Annotated in this window: 11 protein-coding genes; 4 read left to right on the top strand and 7 right to left on the bottom strand. The window is 73.3% G+C overall.

Annotation, left to right across the window (positions count from 1 at the left end; genetic code table 11):
• The first annotated feature begins 105 nt into the window (after window positions 1-105).
• On the top strand, window positions 106-4,161 hold the full coding sequence (locus G6R24_RS05800) for an alpha-(1->3)-arabinofuranosyltransferase (protein ID WP_225438163.1): 4,056 nt from the start codon (window positions 106-108) through the stop codon (window positions 4,159-4,161).
• On the opposite strand, the gene G6R24_RS05795 is transcribed toward G6R24_RS05800, so the two are convergent.
• Complete coding sequence (locus tag G6R24_RS05795; protein WP_163548134.1) at window positions 4,122-4,937, bottom strand: hypothetical protein; 816 nt, start codon at window positions 4,935-4,937, stop codon at window positions 4,122-4,124. The genes G6R24_RS05800 and G6R24_RS05795 overlap by 40 nt on opposite strands.
• Before the next feature lie 470 nt (window positions 4,938-5,407).
• Between G6R24_RS05795 and G6R24_RS05790 the strand changes: the two genes are divergently transcribed.
• Window positions 5,408-6,997: a condensation domain-containing protein gene (locus G6R24_RS05790; protein WP_163548133.1), complete on the top strand. Its 1,590-nt coding sequence runs from the start codon at window positions 5,408-5,410 to the stop codon at window positions 6,995-6,997.
• A gap of 115 nt (window positions 6,998-7,112) precedes the next feature.
• On the opposite strand, the gene G6R24_RS05785 is transcribed toward G6R24_RS05790, so the two are convergent.
• Both G6R24_RS05785 and G6R24_RS21950 read right to left on the bottom strand, forming a co-directional pair.
• Window positions 7,113-8,972, bottom strand: coding sequence for a hypothetical protein (locus G6R24_RS05785; RefSeq protein ID WP_225438162.1), 1,860 nt, complete (start codon window positions 8,970-8,972; stop codon window positions 7,113-7,115).
• A 192-nt stretch (window positions 8,973-9,164) separates the two neighbouring features.
• Window positions 9,165-10,739: an MATE family efflux transporter gene (locus G6R24_RS21950; RefSeq protein WP_225438161.1), complete on the bottom strand. Its 1,575-nt coding sequence runs from the start codon at window positions 10,737-10,739 to the stop codon at window positions 9,165-9,167.
• 102 nt (window positions 10,740-10,841) lie between these two features.
• Here G6R24_RS21950 and G6R24_RS05770 point away from each other — a divergent pair, with 102 nt between their 5' ends.
• On the top strand, window positions 10,842-12,551 hold the full coding sequence (locus tag G6R24_RS05770; RefSeq protein ID WP_163548132.1) for a glycosyltransferase family 4 protein: 1,710 nt from the start codon (window positions 10,842-10,844) through the stop codon (window positions 12,549-12,551).
• Here the strand turns inward: G6R24_RS05770 and G6R24_RS23610 are convergent.
• Together G6R24_RS23610 and G6R24_RS05755 are read right to left on the bottom strand one after the other, a co-directional pair.
• Complete coding sequence (locus G6R24_RS23610) at window positions 12,518-13,183, bottom strand: GNAT family N-acetyltransferase (protein ID WP_338083895.1); 666 nt, start codon at window positions 13,181-13,183, stop codon at window positions 12,518-12,520. The genes G6R24_RS05770 and G6R24_RS23610 overlap by 34 nt on opposite strands.
• Before the next feature lie 26 nt (window positions 13,184-13,209).
• Window positions 13,210-13,479, bottom strand: a complete 270-nt coding sequence (locus G6R24_RS05755) for a type II toxin-antitoxin system TacA family antitoxin (protein ID WP_163548131.1) — start codon at window positions 13,477-13,479, stop codon at window positions 13,210-13,212.
• A gap of 225 nt (window positions 13,480-13,704) precedes the next feature.
• On the opposite strand from G6R24_RS05755, the gene G6R24_RS05750 reads away from it, so the two are divergent.
• Window positions 13,705-14,502, top strand: coding sequence for an aldo/keto reductase (locus G6R24_RS05750; protein WP_225438160.1), 798 nt, complete (start codon window positions 13,705-13,707; stop codon window positions 14,500-14,502).
• Here the strand turns inward: G6R24_RS05750 and G6R24_RS05745 are convergent, their stop codons facing one another.
• Both G6R24_RS05745 and G6R24_RS05740 read right to left on the bottom strand, forming a co-directional pair.
• On the bottom strand, window positions 14,503-15,288 hold the full coding sequence (locus G6R24_RS05745; RefSeq protein ID WP_163548129.1) for an ABC transporter permease subunit: 786 nt from the start codon (window positions 15,286-15,288) through the stop codon (window positions 14,503-14,505).
• Entirely contained in the window at window positions 15,285-16,475 is a 1,191-nt protein-coding gene (locus tag G6R24_RS05740; protein ID WP_163548128.1) for an ABC transporter ATP-binding protein, read from the bottom strand. Before G6R24_RS05740 ends, G6R24_RS05745 begins: the two co-directional genes overlap by 4 nt.
• Window positions 16,476-16,800 lie beyond the last annotated feature (325 nt).

Genomic DNA, 16,800 nt, shown 5'->3' with positions numbered 1-16,800 from the left:
GGGCACCGTGGGTAGGGTCGGCGTACCTCACATCCGGCCTTGGAGTCGAAGATCCGTTCCTCCGTCGTCAGTCCCCCCGCGCCAGTCATCGGACCCCCCGCCCGCGTGTCGACCCCGCCGCCGCCGCGGGACGCACGCACATCCCGGTGGCCACTGCTCGGGATCGCCATCGGCTTCTCGGCGCTCTACCTTCTACAGGCGCCCGGCAAACTGACCGCGGACACCAAGCTCGACGTCCCGCTGGACCCGTGGGGCTTCATGGGTCGGGCGACCCATCTGTGGAACTCGCTGGCCGAGTTCGGCTACCTGCCGAACCAGTACGTCGGGTACCTGTTCCCGATGGGACCCTTCTTCGGGCTCGGCCACCTCCTCGGTGTGCCCCCGTGGATCTCCCAGCGGCTGTGGATGACCCTGCTGCTGACCGTCTCGACCTGGGGGGTCGTGCGGCTGGCGGACGCGCTGCGCCTCGGAATACCGGTGACCAGGATCATCGCCGGGCTCGCCTACACGCTGTCACCGATGTTCCTGGGCAAGATCGGGGCCACGTCGGTGGCACTGGCCGGCGCGGCGATGCTGCCGTGGATCACACTGCCGCTGATCCTCGCCCTGCGCCCCGACGGCGCGCTCGGCGCCGACACCGGCACCGCCGCCGCCCATCCCGCCGGCGACGGGGGCGGGACGGGCGGGACCGACCGTCGGCTGACGCCGCGGCGGGCGGCCGCGGCGTCGGGACTGGCCGTGCTGTGCACCGGTGGCACCAACGCCACCGTCACGTTGTGTGTGCTGCTCTGCCCCGGGGTGGTGCTGCTGTTCGCCGGTGGTTCCCGGCGTGCCTGGGCGCTGCGGGCCTGGTGGGTCCTGTCGCTCGTGCTCGCCACCGCCTGGTGGGTGCTGGCGCTGGCGGTGCAGGGCCGCTACGGCCTGAACTTCCTGCCCTACACCGAGACGGCGACGACGACGACCGCGACCACCTCGGTCGCCGAGGCGCTGCGCGGCGCCACCGACTGGCTGGCCTACCTGCAGCTGCCCCGGCCGTGGCTGCCCGCGGCGACCGAGTACATCTCCCGGCCGGTGCCGATCCTCGGGTCCGCCGCGGTCGTCGCGATCGGCCTGTGGGGCCTTGCCCGGCCGGACCTGCCCGCCCGTCGCCTCCTGCTGGTCACGCTCGCCGTGGGCACGGTGTCGGTGTCGGCCGCCTACCCCGGCGACCCGGGTGGGCCGCTGGCCGGACCGCTACGCGACCTGCTCGGTGACCAGCTCGGCTTCCTGCGCAACGTCTACAAGTTCCAGCCGGTGGTGCGCCTGCCGATCGCCCTCGGCGTCGCCCACGCCCTGACCGTCCTGCCCCGTGGGTCGGCCCGGTACCGCCGGCTGTTCGCCGCGCGGGGCTGGCCGCGGGCGGGGTACCACGGGGTGGCCAGCGTGACGGCGGTGCTCACGGCGGCCGCGCTGGTCTGTGGCATCACCCCGGCGCTGTCCGGACGGGCACTGCAACCCCGCCCGTTCACCCAGGTGCCCGACTACTGGGTGCAGGCCGCGGACTGGCTCGCCGACAACCCGGACGGCGGACACACGCTCGTCCTGCCCGCCTCGCCGTTCGCGGAGTACTCGTGGGGACGTCCGCTGGACGAGCCGTTGCAGTGGCTCGCGAAGAGCCCCTGGGGGGTCCGCAGCCTCATCCCGCTCGGCGGGGTGGGCATCACCCGACTGATGGACGGCATCGAACAGGAACTCGCCACCGGCTCCGCCCCGGGCCTGAGCAGCGCGCTCGCCCGGGCCGGCATCGGCCAGATCCTGTTGCGCAACGACCTGGAGCAGAAGGACTGGGACGTGCCGCCGTCCACCGACGAGCTGCACCGGGCACTGGAGTCGTCCGGGCTGACCCGGTCGGCGTCGTTCGGGCCGCAGGTGCGCGCGCGAGCCTCGGCGAAGGAACGGCTCGTCCCGGATCTGCGCGATCCGAGCACGACCGTGCCTGCCCTGGAGGTGTGGACGGTGCCGGGCGGAACGTCACTGGTGGGGTCCTACCCAGCCGACAGCGCCGTCGTCGTCTCCGGTGGCCCGGAGGCCACGGTGCAGCTCGCCGCCCAGGGCCTGCTCAGCCCGGACCGTGCCGCCGTGCTCGCCGGTGACCTCGCCGCCCCCGCCAACACCACCGCGCCGTCCACCAGCCCGGCGGCGATCAAGGTCGCGCCGGACGAGGTGATCGGCCCGCGAACGGCCTGGTTCGACACCGACACCCTGACCCGTCGGGACAGCATCTACGGCATCGTGCACGACGCGAGCTCCTACCTGCTCGGCCCGACGGGCAACGCCGTCGGCCGCTCCGGCCAGCCCAGCCAGTGGGCCGAGGACGACGTGGCCGGCCACCAGACCGTCGCCGGCTACGCCGACGGCAGATCGGTCACCGCCTCCTCCTACGGCTATGACCTGCTCGCCGCCCCGGACCTGGCGCCACCGGCCGCGGTCGACGGCTACCCCGCGACGGCCTGGACCGTGCTGCGCACCGCCGAGTCGGGCACCCAGGGCCAGTGGATCCAGCTCGACGTCGGACGGCGGATGTCGGTGCCCTACATCGACATCCAGCTGCAGTCGGAGGGCGCCTGGCGGCCGCGGGTGCGGGCGATGCGGGTGACCACCGAGACGGGTTCGGTCGTGACCGAGGTGTCCCCGGTGGAGGCCACGCAGCGTCTGGCCGTCCCGCCGGGGGAAAGCCGCTGGTACCGGCTGACCTTCGACCGGGTCGACCCCGAAGGCCCGGACACCCTCGGTGGCGGCCTGCGGGAGATCAGCGTCCCGGGTGTCACCTTCACGCACTACGCGCAGCTGCCCGACGACGTCAGTGGCCTGTTCAGCGGTGCCGGCCGTGGTCACATCGCCTATTCGATGGTCCGTGAGCGGGTGGACCCGGCGCAGCCGTTCGGCGGCTCCGAGGAGCTGGTGCTCTCGCGCCGCTTCGAGGTCCCCACCCGGATGGACGTCGTCGTCGCCGGCAGCGCCAGCTTCCTGCCGCCACCGCGGGGCACCCCGGCGGCGGATGACAGCCCGCTGCTCGTCGACTGCGGCAGCGGCCCGAGCCTGGTCGTCGACGGCCAGCGCTACCCGCTGCGGATCACCGGACGCAACAGTGACGTGACCGCCGTCCGACCCGTACAGGTGTCGCTGTGCACCGACGGCAGCCGCCTGACCCTCACCCCCGGCTCCCACCTGGTGACCGTCGACCAGGGTGCCACCTCCATCCTGGTCGACTCGCTGAGCATCGTCGGGCCCGGCCGGGAACCCGCCCTCACCGCCGCGCGGACCACCACGGTCGGCGCGTGGAACGCCGAACGCCGCACCGTCACGATCGGCGCCGGCAGCCGGGCGTTCCTGTCCGTGCGGGAGAACGCGAACACCTCCTGGACGGCGAAGCTCAACGGCGCCACCCTCGTCCCCCTGCGGTTGGACGGCTGGCAGCAGGGTTGGATCGTGCCGGCCGGCGCGGGCGGCACGATCGTCATCGAGAACGCCGCGGGCGAGGAGTACCGGCGCAATCTCCTCATCGGGCTGGTGGGCATCCTCGTACTGGTGGTCCTCGCCGCGGTGCCGCGGTGGCCCGGCCGGCGCCGGGGTCGTCCCGACCGGCGCGACACCCCGCTGATGCCCTGGCTGGCCCGGATTCCCGGTGTGCCCCCGGGGTCGGATGCGGTGTCGGGCCCCACGCGGCCCCGGTTGCCGGCGCGGTTGGCCTGGGTCGGACTCGCGACGCTCGCGGTCGTGCTGGTGGCCGGCCCGGTCGCGCTGGCCGTGCCCGTGCTGGTGGTGATCGCACGGCGCTGGCCGACGGTGCCGGCCTGGATCGCCGGCGCCACGATGGCCGGTGCCGGGATCGCCGTCGCCGTCGCCCCGAACAGCACACCCGGCTCCGGCCAGGGTGCCTTCGGCGCCGCCACCCAGGTTCTCGGCGCGCTCGCGCTCGCCGCCGTCCTCGCCACGCTGGTGTCCTGGTGCTGGAACCGTCCGCTCGCCGGTCCGGATGTGCCCGGTCCGGATGCGCCTGGATCGGATGTGCCTGGGCCTGAGGGGCCTGGGCCGGATGTGCCCGGGCGAGAGGGACCCGGGGTGGATGTGCCCGGGGCGGCTCAGGTGGGACCGTCGCCGTCTGTCGCGCCGTCCATGTGATCGGTACCGGTCGGGTCGGTACCGGTCGGGTCGGTGCCAGCCCGCTCGGCGCTGGTCGGGTCGGTGCCGGTCGGGTCGGTGTTCGGTGGCCGGACGTCCAGGCCGTTGCGGGGCGGGTGGCCAAGGCAGCGGGCGGCGCGTCCGGCGGCTCGGGCGTTGCGCCACCGGCGCGGCAGGTGGAGCTGGTCGAGCAGCGACGGACCCGTGAACTCACGGTCGAAGTCGGCGGCCAGCAGGGTCCAGTCCTCGGTGTAGCGCGGACCGTCCACGTCCGTCGACAGATGAAAGCCCATCATCCGCAGCTCACGCTGGCTGGCCGGGCGGGCAGACCACCGGGCCAGCAGGGGCGCCGCGGCGGGCACGGCCGAGGCGGTGGTGGCGAACTCGGCCGCCGGGTCGAGGCCCACCTGGCCGGCGGCGTGCCACAGCGGAGCGAAGGCCGCGGCGTCGTCGCGGCGGGCGGTACCGCGCAGGGCGGCCAGGGCCATGGCGCACACCCCGAGGCGCAGCAGCTCCGGATCGGTGTGCCGGAGCGCGCACGACGCCATCCGCACGGCGAACGTCCGCAGCGTCTCCGCCTCCACGTCCGGGCGGATCAGCTCGAGCAGCTGGCCGAGGCCGCCGGTGCGGCCAGCCTTGCGCAGCAGGGCGACGATGGCGACGTCACGCTCGTCCGGGATCGGGCGGGTCGCGTACCGCCGGGTTCGGCCGCCGGTCAGGCAGACCAGGTCCGCGAGTTCGAGGCGCTGCGATCCGGGCGTCCCGTTGTCGGACATACCGCTCCTTCGCCGCCGCACCAGCTCCGTCCGGACCCAGGCGCATCCGTCAACCCTGTGACCATCCTCTCATTTCTGTCGAAAAATAACCAGGCTTGTACGCTGCGTAATCATCGGGGGATGGCCAGGTGTGGGTGCGGGGTAGGCCGCGGGTGATGGTGGCCGCCGTCGCCGGCGCGGGGTCTGCCTGCGGCGACGTGATGGGGGCGGGTGGTGCCCGTGCGCTCCGATCAAGGCCGGCCACCGGCGATTGTGGGTCACCTCGACGCAGGCGGCGGGCGCCGCCTCGTAGCCGGTGGTGGTGAACCGATGCGGGAATCGTGGCGGGGCGGCGACCCGATCGCCTGATCGGGCTTACCGGCGGTGCGGCCGTGGCTTTCCCGCTGGTTAGGCTTGAAAGCTGCGACTGCATGGCGATCAGTGCGCCGTGCTGGGTGTGCGAGCTACGGGAGAGAGGCCGGCCGACAAGGATGGGATGGGCGCACGAGAGCGGAGCCGCCACTTCGCCGATTCCGGATCGAGTCCTGACTCCCGGCGAGCAGATTCTCGCCGCCTCCGATCGGGCGAGCGCACCCCTGACCTGTGGGCTGCTCGTCCAGACCGACGGCCAGCTTGATCCCCGCCGGTTGCGCGCCGCGGTCTGGACGGTCATGCGCCGCCATCCGATGACGCGCGCGGTGCTCTACGGTTCCCGCCAGCACGCCTGGCGCTTCGTCGCCGAGCCGACCAGCGACCCGTTCGGCTTCGTCGACGACGGCACCGAGGCCTGGCGGGTGCACGAGGTGCTCGCCTCGGCACCGTTCGACCTGCGCCGCTTCCCGCCGCTGCGGGTCGTCCTCGTCCGCCAGCCCGGTGGTGATCAGCTCAGCGTGGTCGCCCATCACCTGGCCCTCGACGGGCTGCGCCTGACCAGGCTCGCCACCGAGATCCTCGCCGTGTACCGCCAGTCACCGGGGGAGTGGGGGATTCCGGGCGCCTTCGGGGCGGCCGGTGGTGACGGCGAGCTACGGGGGATGCCGGCCGGCGTGGGGCCGGTGGTGCGGACCGCGCCGTCGCCGTGGGCCACGATGGCGCGGCGCTCGGGGCGCTACGTCGTTCCCCTGACCACCGGGCGCGGTGAGGGCTACGGCTTTCACCCCATGGTGCTGGCGCTGCCCACCGGCGACCGCACCCTGGCCGACGGGCGCCGGATGACCATCAACGACCTTCTGCTCGCGGCGGCGCATCTGGCCATCGACCGGTGGAACACCCGCCGCGGCGGGCAGACCGGCTGCCTGCGGATTCGGATGCCCATCGACCTGGCCACCGCGGCCGGGCCGGCCCCCACCCCGGCCACCACCGCGACTATGGCCGCGGCCACCGAGATGCAGGGTAACCACACCGGTCAGGCGCTCATCATCAGCGAGGCGGCCGACCGGCGTGACCCGGCGCGGCTCGCCGCCCGGGTCGTCGACCAGACCGTCGAGGCCAAGGGTGCGATCCCGCCGCCGGTGCCGGGTGTGTCCGGGGCGCTCGGTGTCGCGATGGCCCGCTACGTTCCCGGCCCGTGGCGCAGCGGCCTGCTGCGCATCGGGGTCGCCGCCGCGCGGCCGCTGCTGGCACCCACCGCCGCGGTCAGCAACCTGGGTCGTCATGACGACGTGGCCGGTCCGGTCGGCGGCTCCGGCGAACGCGGTCGCTACCTCGTCGCCGTCGGAGACGCGGGGCGGGCGGCGCTGCCCGGTCCCGCGGTGACCGCCGCCTACTTCACCGGGACCGCGGGCATGCCCCAGGGGCTGTTCCTCGGCGTGATGAGCGTCGGGGGCGCCCTCAACGTCACGGTCTGCTATCACCGGCAGATGTTCGGACCGGAATCCGTACCGGCGTTCGCCGAACTGTTCCGGGCCGCCTACCTCGAGGTGGGCGACCCGACGGGGAACGCGGCGGCGGAGCCCACAGGGGTGCGCCCGCCCTCCCCGTCGCCGTCGAGGTCGGGCCGCTCCCGCGGCGGCGCGGCAAACGGCGCCTCCGTCCGCCGGTTGACGCGAACAACACCGCGCGGCGCCGTTCCGACCCCCTGACGCCGGCCGGCCCGACCGTCGAGACGGCTCGGCGGTCGGGCCCCGGCACGGCCCAGTGGTCGGCCGGCACGGCCCAGTGGTCGGCCCGTAGGGCCCAGGGGTCGGCGAGCAGGACTCAGTGGTCGGCGAGCAGAACGTCCAGGTCGACGCGCAGCAGCCACTGGTCCAGCTTGAACGGCGGGTAGGGCCAGGTCAGGCCGTCGAGAACCATCTGGTTCACCGGCAGCCACAGGATGCGCCGGGACGCGTCGACCGCGCCGCGGCGGACCCCGACATACCGGGTCGACGGTCCGCGTAGGCGGGACAGACCCACGTCGATGGGACGGTCGGTCCGGAAGGTCATCTGGTTGCCCCGTCCGGAGGGACGGATCACCTGCACCAGGCCGTCGAGGCCGGCCAGCAGGATCGCCCCGGTGGTCGGATCGAGGGTCACGCTGCGCACCAGGCCACCCTGATCGGTGCCGACCACCAGATAGTCGGGTGGGTTGGCGATGCCCCAGCTGTCCACCGGCCAGTTCCCGGTCGCCGGGCTGCGGGTCACCAGGCCCCGTTCGCGCCCGAGCTTCGGGTAGACGGCCAGGGTCTCGGCGGTCAGACCGTCGCGCCTGGTCCGGGCGATGTAGAGGGTGCCGTCGCCGTCGAAGACCGCCGACTCCATCCGCGAGCCGTCCTGTGCGGCCCGCACCGCGGTGCTACGCGGGGAGATCGTCCCCTGGGACTCGTTGTAGGAGAACTCCTGGATGGGGAACGGCTGCGTGCTGTAGTCAAGCCCGCGGGCGTCGCTGATCAGGACGAACCGCTCGTCGTCCGGTTCGCTGGTCGGGTCGACGCTGATCTCGCGCGGATTGACCACGATCTCGATGCCCAGCGGTCGCACCTGCGGGTACTGCCAGAAGGCGCGGACCCGACCGGTGGGGTCGATGACCAGCAGGGAGCCGTTGTCCGTGCCGCCGGCGCCGGTGCCCAGGTACTGGGCGATGACCAGATGGCCGCTGCGCGGCAGGCGGGCGATCGACGCCGGCCCACGCGGGGAGCGCGGCTCCAGGGCGGACAAGGTCGGGAAGGCCCTGGCGGCGATGTTGGGCTGGGCGGACGCTGCCAGCTCCGCCGCGGTGTGCGAGGCGGTCGGGTCGTAGACCCAGCGCCCGGAGTCGCGGTCCTTGCGCAGCGAGCCGATGCTCGGCAGTTCCCCGCCGGCGCGGACATCCCAGCCGTAGAACGGCATCAGCGAGGTGAACATGACCCGCTGCTCGTCGTCGTTTCCGGGCACGACGAGAACATCGGACGTGTCACCTCCGCCGACACCGCGATAGCCCGGATCGAAACGGGGCAGTGAGGTGCGGCCCCGACTGGAGGGAATGACCAGGCGGGTGAAACGCTGCGCCTCGGGCTCGAAGATCTCGAGTTCCATGTCGGTGCCGGTGAGCTTGGACTGGTCGTCGGTGAACGGCGTTGTGGAGATGAACACCGTGCCGTCCTCGGCGACGGCCGACATGAAAGCGGCCTGCCCGGGGCCGAAACCCCAACCGGGAATGTCGACGGTGCGCACCGCCGAGCCGGGTGAGCCGAGGTCGTTGAAGCTGTCCGGTGCGCCGTAGATGGTCAGCAGGTCCCGCGGCACCTCGCTCACCGCGCCGGCCGGTTCCGACGGCCCCGCCGTCACCCCGCCGACCGGTGCCGACGGCCGGGTGGCGGGCAGGCCGCCGCGCGCCGCGCCGTCCGAGGACAGCAGCCGCCCGGCCAGCAGGCCACCCGCTGCCGCCGCGCCGAGCCCCAGACCGGTGCCCAGCAGCCGCCGGCGGGTCACCGGACCCTGGGTACGCCCACCCGACTGGCCGGCGTCGCCAGGGCCACGACCGGTGTCGCCGTCGGCCGTGTCGCCGGCATCACTGCCGGGCTCGGAGCCGGATGACGACTCGTGCTCCTGGCGGCCGGGCTCACCGCTGTCGGTGCCCGAGCGAATCCTGACTGGCATGTGCGGCGGCCTCCGCCTCTCGACGCTGGTGGGGGCTTCCACACCGATGGAAAGGGAGCCCATCGAGTAGAACGACGGTACCGGACCGACCCATCCGGCATATCGGGCGTAGGGCAAAGGCCCACGCCCATTCGGGGCAGCCGAAACGGGTTGACCGGTGTCTTTTACCCTGGCCCGCAATCGGTCAGTCCTTCAGACCGCCGCCGGAAATCCGCCGTCCGTTGCCTGTCGACGAACGTCGGCGGCCTGCCGGGCGGCGGCCTCCTGGCGATCGGTGTGATGCAGCTGCACGACGAGCAGGCCGACGGCCACCGCGGTGACGAGTTCGGTGACCAGTGCCGCGACCGCCGTCGGCATCGCACCGCCGCCGGCGGAGACCAGAGCGCCGGCGGTGGCCACCGTGGCCACCGCGAGCACGGCCACCACCCGGCGCACGCCCGCCCCGAGCAGATAGGTGGTGAACATCAGGGTGACGGCCAGCAGCGTCATCGACAGCGCCAACACCCACAGCGCGCCGGACGCGTCGGTCAGATGGGCGCCGAACACGAGCCCGATCAGCCAGTGCGCGCCGACCAGACCGATGGCGGCCAGCAGCAGCCCGGGTGTGACCACGAAGACGAGCGCGATCGCGAGGGTCCCGCCGGCCGGACGACCTTCCTTGCGCCGCCGTGCCGCCTCGGGCAGCAGGAAGTTGGCCACCGCGAGCCCGATGAACACCGGAACCTTGCAGGCCGTCGAGATCGCCGCGTAGCCACCGACACCGGCCGACCCCAGCCAGCCGACGATCACCACGTCCATGTTCTGCAGCAGCGCCAGCGGGACGAGAGCGCCCAGTGCCACTGTCGTGTCCGCGATGACGCTCTGGCGGGCGCTGGGCCGCGGCGCCGGGATCGGCACCGGGATCGGTCCGGTGGCCGGCGGCAGCCCATCCTCGAGCAGCAGTGGCACCGCGACCCCGGCCGGCTGCCCCTGGTCGGCCGAGGCCGACGCCCGTCCTGACTCCCGTGCCACCGACAGTTCCCGTGCCGCTGTCAGTTCCCGTGCCGCTGTCAGTTCCCGTGCCGCTGTCAGTTCCCGTGCCGCGGCGAGGGACGAGTCCGCCGGCGGGTTCTGGCCCGCGGCGGTGGATGCGGAGAGCCGGGGCAGCCGGGGCGTGCGGTTGACCGCCCAGCGGCCATGCTCGGACCCGACCAGCACGCCGATGACGATGCCCAGGCCCGCGCCGTTGACGCCCATCCCGGCGACCACGAACAGGATCACCAGGCCGATCCGGACGAACCCCTCGACCACGAAGTTCACCGCGAGCCGCTGGTAGGCCCCGCGCGCCTGGATGAGGCCCCGCTCGACGCACAGCAGCGTCCACAGCGCCGCGCCGATCGTCGCCTCGGCGATCGCCACCGGATGGGGGTAGGACATCAGCGCCGCCACCGGCCGGGACAGCACGAGCGCCGCGAGCGTCGCGACGGCGATGCCAAGACCACACGCACCGCGCAGCCGACGGATCCAGTACCACTGCTCGCGCCGTGACTCACCGGTACCGGACGTCTCGTGGTGCACGACCCCGATGAGCAACGCGTTCCCGGCGACGGACAAGATCAGAAATATGCTGACCTGCACCGATACGGCGCCGTAGGCGTCCGAATCCAGGGAGCGCGCCACGATCAGGTTCATCAGCAGGTTGCAGCCGTTGACGAGCATTCCGGCCACCGCCAGCGACGCCGGACCAGCGAGCAGGCCGGTCACGGCTGCTCGCGAGGGCTTCGCCATCGGTCTCCCATCAGGCGCAGGACATGGATTTCTCCGGCATCGGTAGGTTGCAGGCGAACATGCTAAGCCCTGCCCCTTCGCCCGAGAGGAACGCCACTGGTGATGGGAAGCCCGCACGCGCCGCGTTCCGGCGCATCCGACCCGAGCCGGTACCTGCCCACTCTCGCTGGGCGGCACGTGGTGTTCCTCAACTGGCGCGACCGCGCGCACCCCCAGGCCGGCGGCGCCGAGCTGTTCTGCGAGTCCGTCGCCGAACGGTTCGCGGCCGCCGGCGTACGGGTGACCCTGCTGACCTCACGGGTGAGCCCGGACGGTGCACCCCCGGCGGTCGCGGCGCAGGTCGTGGCCGGCGTCGACGTACGTCGCGGTGGTGGCACCTTCGGGGTGTATCCGTCGGTGCTGGCCCGGTTGGCAAGTATCAGCCGCGCCGGGCACCGGGTCGACGCGGTGGTCGACTGCCAGAACGGAATCCCGTTCTTCAGTCCGCTGGTCCTCAGCGGGCAGACGCCGGTGGTGCAGGTACTGCACCACGTCCACCAGAAACAGTTCCCGTTGTACTTCCCGGGTCCGGTGGCCCGGATCGGGCAGTTGCTCGAGGCACCCGGGAGCCGGCTGGTCTACCGCCGTCGGCCGTCGGTCGTCGTCTCGCCGTCCACCCGGGAGGAGGCCCGCGCTGTCCTGGGCCTGCCCGGCCCCCGCTACCTGGTCCCCAACGGGGTCACCGCGGCCACGGTGTCGAGCTCGCCGCAGGAGGTGGGCCCCGCGGCCACGCCGACGATCGTCTGCGTCGGACGGCTGGTCCCACACAAGCGCCTGCATCTGCTGCTGGACGCGCTGCCGGCGCTGCGGGAGGCCCATCCCGGCCTGGTGGTGCACATCGTCGGTGACGGACCTGACCGTGAGCGCCTGACGGCGCACGCGGTCAGCCTCGGCCTGAGCGCCCCCGCCGTGGCGGCGGGAGACCCGGGCGGCCCGTCCGGGGAGGCCGGGGCGCAGGTGGTGCACTGGCATGGCCAGGTCGCGGCGCGGGTGCGGGATCGTCTGCTGGCCTCGGCCTGGCTGACGGTCAACCCCTCGCACGGGGAGGGCTGGGGTCTGTCGGTGCTGGAGGCCGCGGCGCTGGGGGTGCCCGCGGTGGCCTTCCGGGTGCCCGGGCTGCGCGATGCCGTCCGCGATGGCACGACCGGCTGGCTGGTGCGCGACGGCGAGCCGCTGGGCCCCGCGATCGACGCCGGCCTGCGGCTGCTCGCCGAGCCGGCCGCCGCGGCGGATCTGCGCGCCGCGGCGCGGGCCTGGGCGGCCGGTTTCACCTGGGACGCCAGCGCCGAACTGCTCGCCCGGGTGGTCAGCGCCGAGATCGACCGGCTCACCGGCCCCACCGTCGACGTCCGGTCGCGGGCCCGGGAACGACGCCGGATCGACGACGATCTCACCCACGCCACGTTCACCCTGCCCGTGCATGCCGGCCTGCCGGCCCTGCGCCGTACGGACCTGGTCTACCGTCCGGATCCGGCCGGTGAGCAGGTCGTCGCCGTCCTCTACGGGGCCGACGCACGGCAGGCGCGGACCGCCCTCGAACGGGTGGGCGTTACCACGGCACCCGACTCGGGTGGACTGCGCCTTCGTCCTGGCACCGGTACCGACCTGCTGCTCGCCGCGGGCCAGGCCACGGCGAACCCGGTCTCGCCAGCCAGCCCCGCCCCGCCAGCCACGGCAACCACAGCAACCACAGCAACTGCGGCCACGGGCGGCGCGGAGGGCGTCTTCGCCCCGGGCGATCAGCCGGCGGCGGCTCGTAGCGCAAGAGCGTGAAGGTAGGGGTCGAAGCGGGTCGGACGGAAGCCGAGGTGGTGGTAGAACGCCGCCCCGGCGGCGTGCGGGGTGTGGGCCAGCAGCACGGGTAGGCCGACCATCCGGTGCACGGTGAGGGAACGCATCACGGCGTCGCGCACGAGGCGGGCGCCGACACCGCGACCGGCGTACCGCAGGTCCACCGCGAGCCGGCCGACAAACATCGCCGGCACCGGCTCGGTCGGGCGCCGGGAGCGGCGGCGCGACCCGGGGACGCGTTCGACGGCGGCGGTCGCCAGGCAGTAGTAGCCGGCGATCCGCCCGCCCGCATCGCCCGACGCCTCGCCACCTGGCAGCGGATGGCCCGCTCCCTCGGTGCCCGCGTCGTCGGCTCCGGGCCGCTGCGCGCGCGGTCCGTCGAGAACCGATCCCGCGCCGGTGAGGTCCGGGTCACTCGGTCGCTCGCCACCGGGGGTGTCGGAGTCGCCTCGACCCGCCAGTGGACGATCGATGATCACGAAGGTGTTCGTGGTGCGGTCATGCTGATGATCGAGCGCGTGGTGGCGTAGCCAGGCGTCCAGCGGATCATCCCCGCAGGTGAAGGTGTTGCGGTCCATGCCCTCGAGCAGGGCGGTCGGCTTGGCCAACGGCACGGAGACGGTCCTTCCGGGCGGGGTGGTTATTCGGCGCCCGGTTCGTCGTCGAGCAGGCGACGCAGCCGGGTGGCGTCACTGGGCGGTGACTCCAGCAGGGCCTCGAACGCGCTCCAGTCCGTGTCGGGGACACGGAACAGGCGCCGGTCGGCGAGGACCTCACGGGCGTAACGCTTCATCGCCTCGACGGCGAAGCTCTCCAGCGACAGACCTTCGCCCTCCGCGGCGTCGCGGATGGTGCCGGCCTCGTCCGTGGGTAGCACCACGGTCAGTCTGTCATCCCTGGTGGCACTCATCTTCGCAGTCTGCTCCCCGCGCGTACGTACCGGCCCGCCGGGTGTGGTGTGCCGCCCGGAGGTGTGCCGGTGCTTCGATGTACCCGGCGCCGGCCAGAACCCGAGGGCACCGAACCGGGTGCCCCGGGTGCCCCACGCCGTCACCATCGTCCATCCTGACAGAAGGGTCCGCCGACCGTGCCACCTTCGCCCGTGCCGACCGTCGCTCTTGCCCGCGGTGCCCGGATGCCCCGACTGGGTCTGGGAACCTGGCCGTTGGACGACCGTGCCGTGCAGGATGTGGTCGAACAGGCGGTGGGGCTTGGCTACCGGCTGGTCGACACCGCGCACAACTACGGCAACGAGCGTGGGGTCGGTGCCGGGCTGCGCGCCGCCGGGGTGCCCCGCGAGGAGCTGTTCGTCACGACCAAGTTCAACAAGCGGTCGCACAGCGTACGCGGGGTGCGCCGGGCCGCGGCGGACAGCCTGCGTCGCCTCGACCTGGACTACCTCGACCTGCTGCTCGTCCACTGGCCGAACCCGTGGCGGGACCGGTACGTCGAGGCGTGGCGGGGCCTGCTCGAGCTCCAGCGGTCGGGGCTGGTCCGGGCGATCGGTGTGTCGAACTTCAAACCGGCGCATCTGGACCGGCTGCTCGCCGAGACCGGCGTCGCCCCGGAGGTCAACCAGATCCAGCTCGACCCCCGGCTGGGACGGGCCGCCGCCCGGGAGTACCACGCCGCGCACGGCATCGTCACCGAGTCGTGGAGTCCGCTGGGTGCCGGCACCGGTCTGCTCGACGAACCGGTGATCGCCCGGATCGCCGCCGAACGCGGGCGGACCCCGGCCCAGGTCGTGCTGCGCTGGCATCTGGATTCCGGCTGTGTGGTCGTCCCGAAGTCGGCGAGCGAGCGTCGGCTGGCCGAGAACATCGCCGTGTTCGACTTCTCGTTGACGTCGGCCGAGATCGCCGCGATCTCGGCGCTCGATCGTGGCCCGGCCGGTGAGGCCGCCGCCCTCGACTCCGACACCTTCGGCCACTGATCAGGAGGTCACGTCACGGCGGCGGAAGTACACTAGGGCGATGACGAGCATGGCGGTGGCGTAGAGGCAGCCGCGCAGCAGGGCGTCCGCGTACGGCGTGGCGAACGCGGCCCCGCCGGTGGCGATCTCCTGCATGAGCTGCATCGGCAGCCACGCGCGGGCCGGATGGTAGATCTGCGAGACCAGCATCTCCACCGGGAGCGCGTAGGCGATGCCCACCGCGATGGCACTGGCCGGGCCGCGCAGCACGATCGCGGCTAGGGCGCCGACGGCGGCGTAGCCGAGCGACCCGATGTACAGGTTCACGAAGCCGGTGCCGAGGGCGGCCAGACCGGCCCAGCTGTGCCAGGCGGCGCTCGAGACCCCCTTGACCGGTGCCAGGGGAAAGGCCAGCGCCGCGGAGACCAGCGTCGCCACGGCCACCACCAGTCCGACGAACACGGCGAGCGCCAGCAGCTTGCCGGCGAGAAGCCGGGCCCGGTGCGGCTGCGCGACCAGCTGGTTGCGCAGCATCCCGTGACCGTGGTCGCCCGCGAGCGCCGCGGCGACCACCGACAGCGCGACCACACCGAGCAGGATGCTCACCGCCTGCGCGCCCTGGACCATGCCACCGGGCTCGGCCAGCCAGGCGGCGGTCACCAGGTCGCCGTCGAAGTCGGTGTGCCCGACGGAGAGAAAGGTCAGCACGGTGCCCAGCACCGCGCAGGCGAACACGGCCCCGAGCGTGCCCAGCAGGAAACGCCGGCGTAGCAGCGGCACCCATTCGGCCCGAAAGGCGTTGATCATGTGGCGCCCCCACGGCTGTGCGCCGGGTCGAGCCCGACGCCGGCCGACGGCACGCTCCCGTCCGGCAGGTGCCCGAGCGACCCGGCGCGGACTAGGTCGCCGTCGATCTCACCGGTGACGCGCAGGAACGTCTCCTCCAGGTTGGGGCGCTGGGTGCGCAGCGAGCGCAGCGCGATGCCCGCGCCCATCGCCATCCGGTTGAGGTCGGCGGCCAGGCCCTCCGGCCCGTGCACGGTGACGACCGGCTGGTGGGTGCTGGGGCCGGCCGCGTCCGGCATGTCCAGGCGCAGGTCGAGCTCGACCGGCAGGCCGACGTTGTTGATCATTCCGGCCAGTCGGCGGGCGTCGTCACCATGCTCGGGGACGAGGTGGATGCGCGGATCCTCGGCGGCCAGCAGGTCCGTGACATGCCCCTGGAAGAGCATCCGACCATTGTTAATCATGACAAGGTGGTCGCAGATCTGCTCGACCTCGGTGAGCAGATGGCTCGAGACGAACACGGTCATCCCGGTCGCGGCGAGCTGCCCGAGCAACGTGCGGATCTCCCGGATACCGGCCGGGTCCAGCCCGTTGGTCGGTTCGTCCAGGATGAGCAGGGACGGCCTGGGCAGGAGCGCGGCGGCGATCCCGAGGCGCTGCTTCATCCCGAGGGAGTAGGTGCTGAACCGGTCGTCGCCCCGCGCCGCCAGGCCGACCTGGTCGAGGACCTGGGTGACCCGGCGTCGACGCCCGGCGGAGCCGCCGCCACCGTGGGCGCCGAGGCCGCGCAGGGTGGCGAGCTGGTCGAGGTTGCGCCGGCCGGACAGGCCCGGGTGGAACGTCGGACCCTCGATCATCGCGCCGACGCGGTGCAGGTACCGGTCGGGCCGGCTGATCGGCTGGCCGAGCACGTACCCACGGCCCGCGGACGGACGGATGAGCCCCAGCAGCATCCGCAGCGTGGTGGACTTGCCGGCGCCGTTGGGCCCGACGAAGCCGGACAGCGCGCCGCGGGGGACCTGAAGGTCCAGCCGGTCGACCGCGCGGCGGGTGCCGTGGTCGCGGGTCAGGCCGCGCGTCCAGATCGCCGCCTCGGAGCGGGCGCTGGTGGCCGCCCGGCGCGGGCCGAGCGTGGGCCGGTGCCCGGCCGTGGGGCGGGTCGGCCCGGCCCGGGAATGCGTCGGGCCGACGGGTGAAGCAGACGTCATCGTTGCGTGCTCCCAGGCTCGAGTGTCGCCCCACCCGGATCGCCGCGGTGCGCGGTTCGACAGGCAGGACAGCCACGGTCTGGCCGCGAGACGGGCACGGCGGCGGCCGGGCCTGCGGTCGGCGATGACGACAGGGACGGCGACCGGCGCGGCAGCGCATGTCGCGGAGATTCGACGCCTACCTACCCATGCCGGGTGGCGCGTCCAGCCAGGTCAACGAGCGGCCGGTAGTCCGGGTTCCGCGCGGTCCGAAGTTGTCGGGGTCGGATTACGCGGCGCCCACGCGAAACGCCTCATCCTCACGCCTTTGCCCCCCTTCGCGCTC

Source organism: Candidatus Frankia nodulisporulans (assembly GCF_902806475.1).
GTDB classification, from domain to species: Bacteria; Actinomycetota; Actinomycetes; order Frankiales; family Frankiaceae; genus Frankia; species Frankia umida.
Note: the sequence above shows the minus strand (reverse complement) of the source record. Positions and strands in the feature narration are given on the sequence as shown.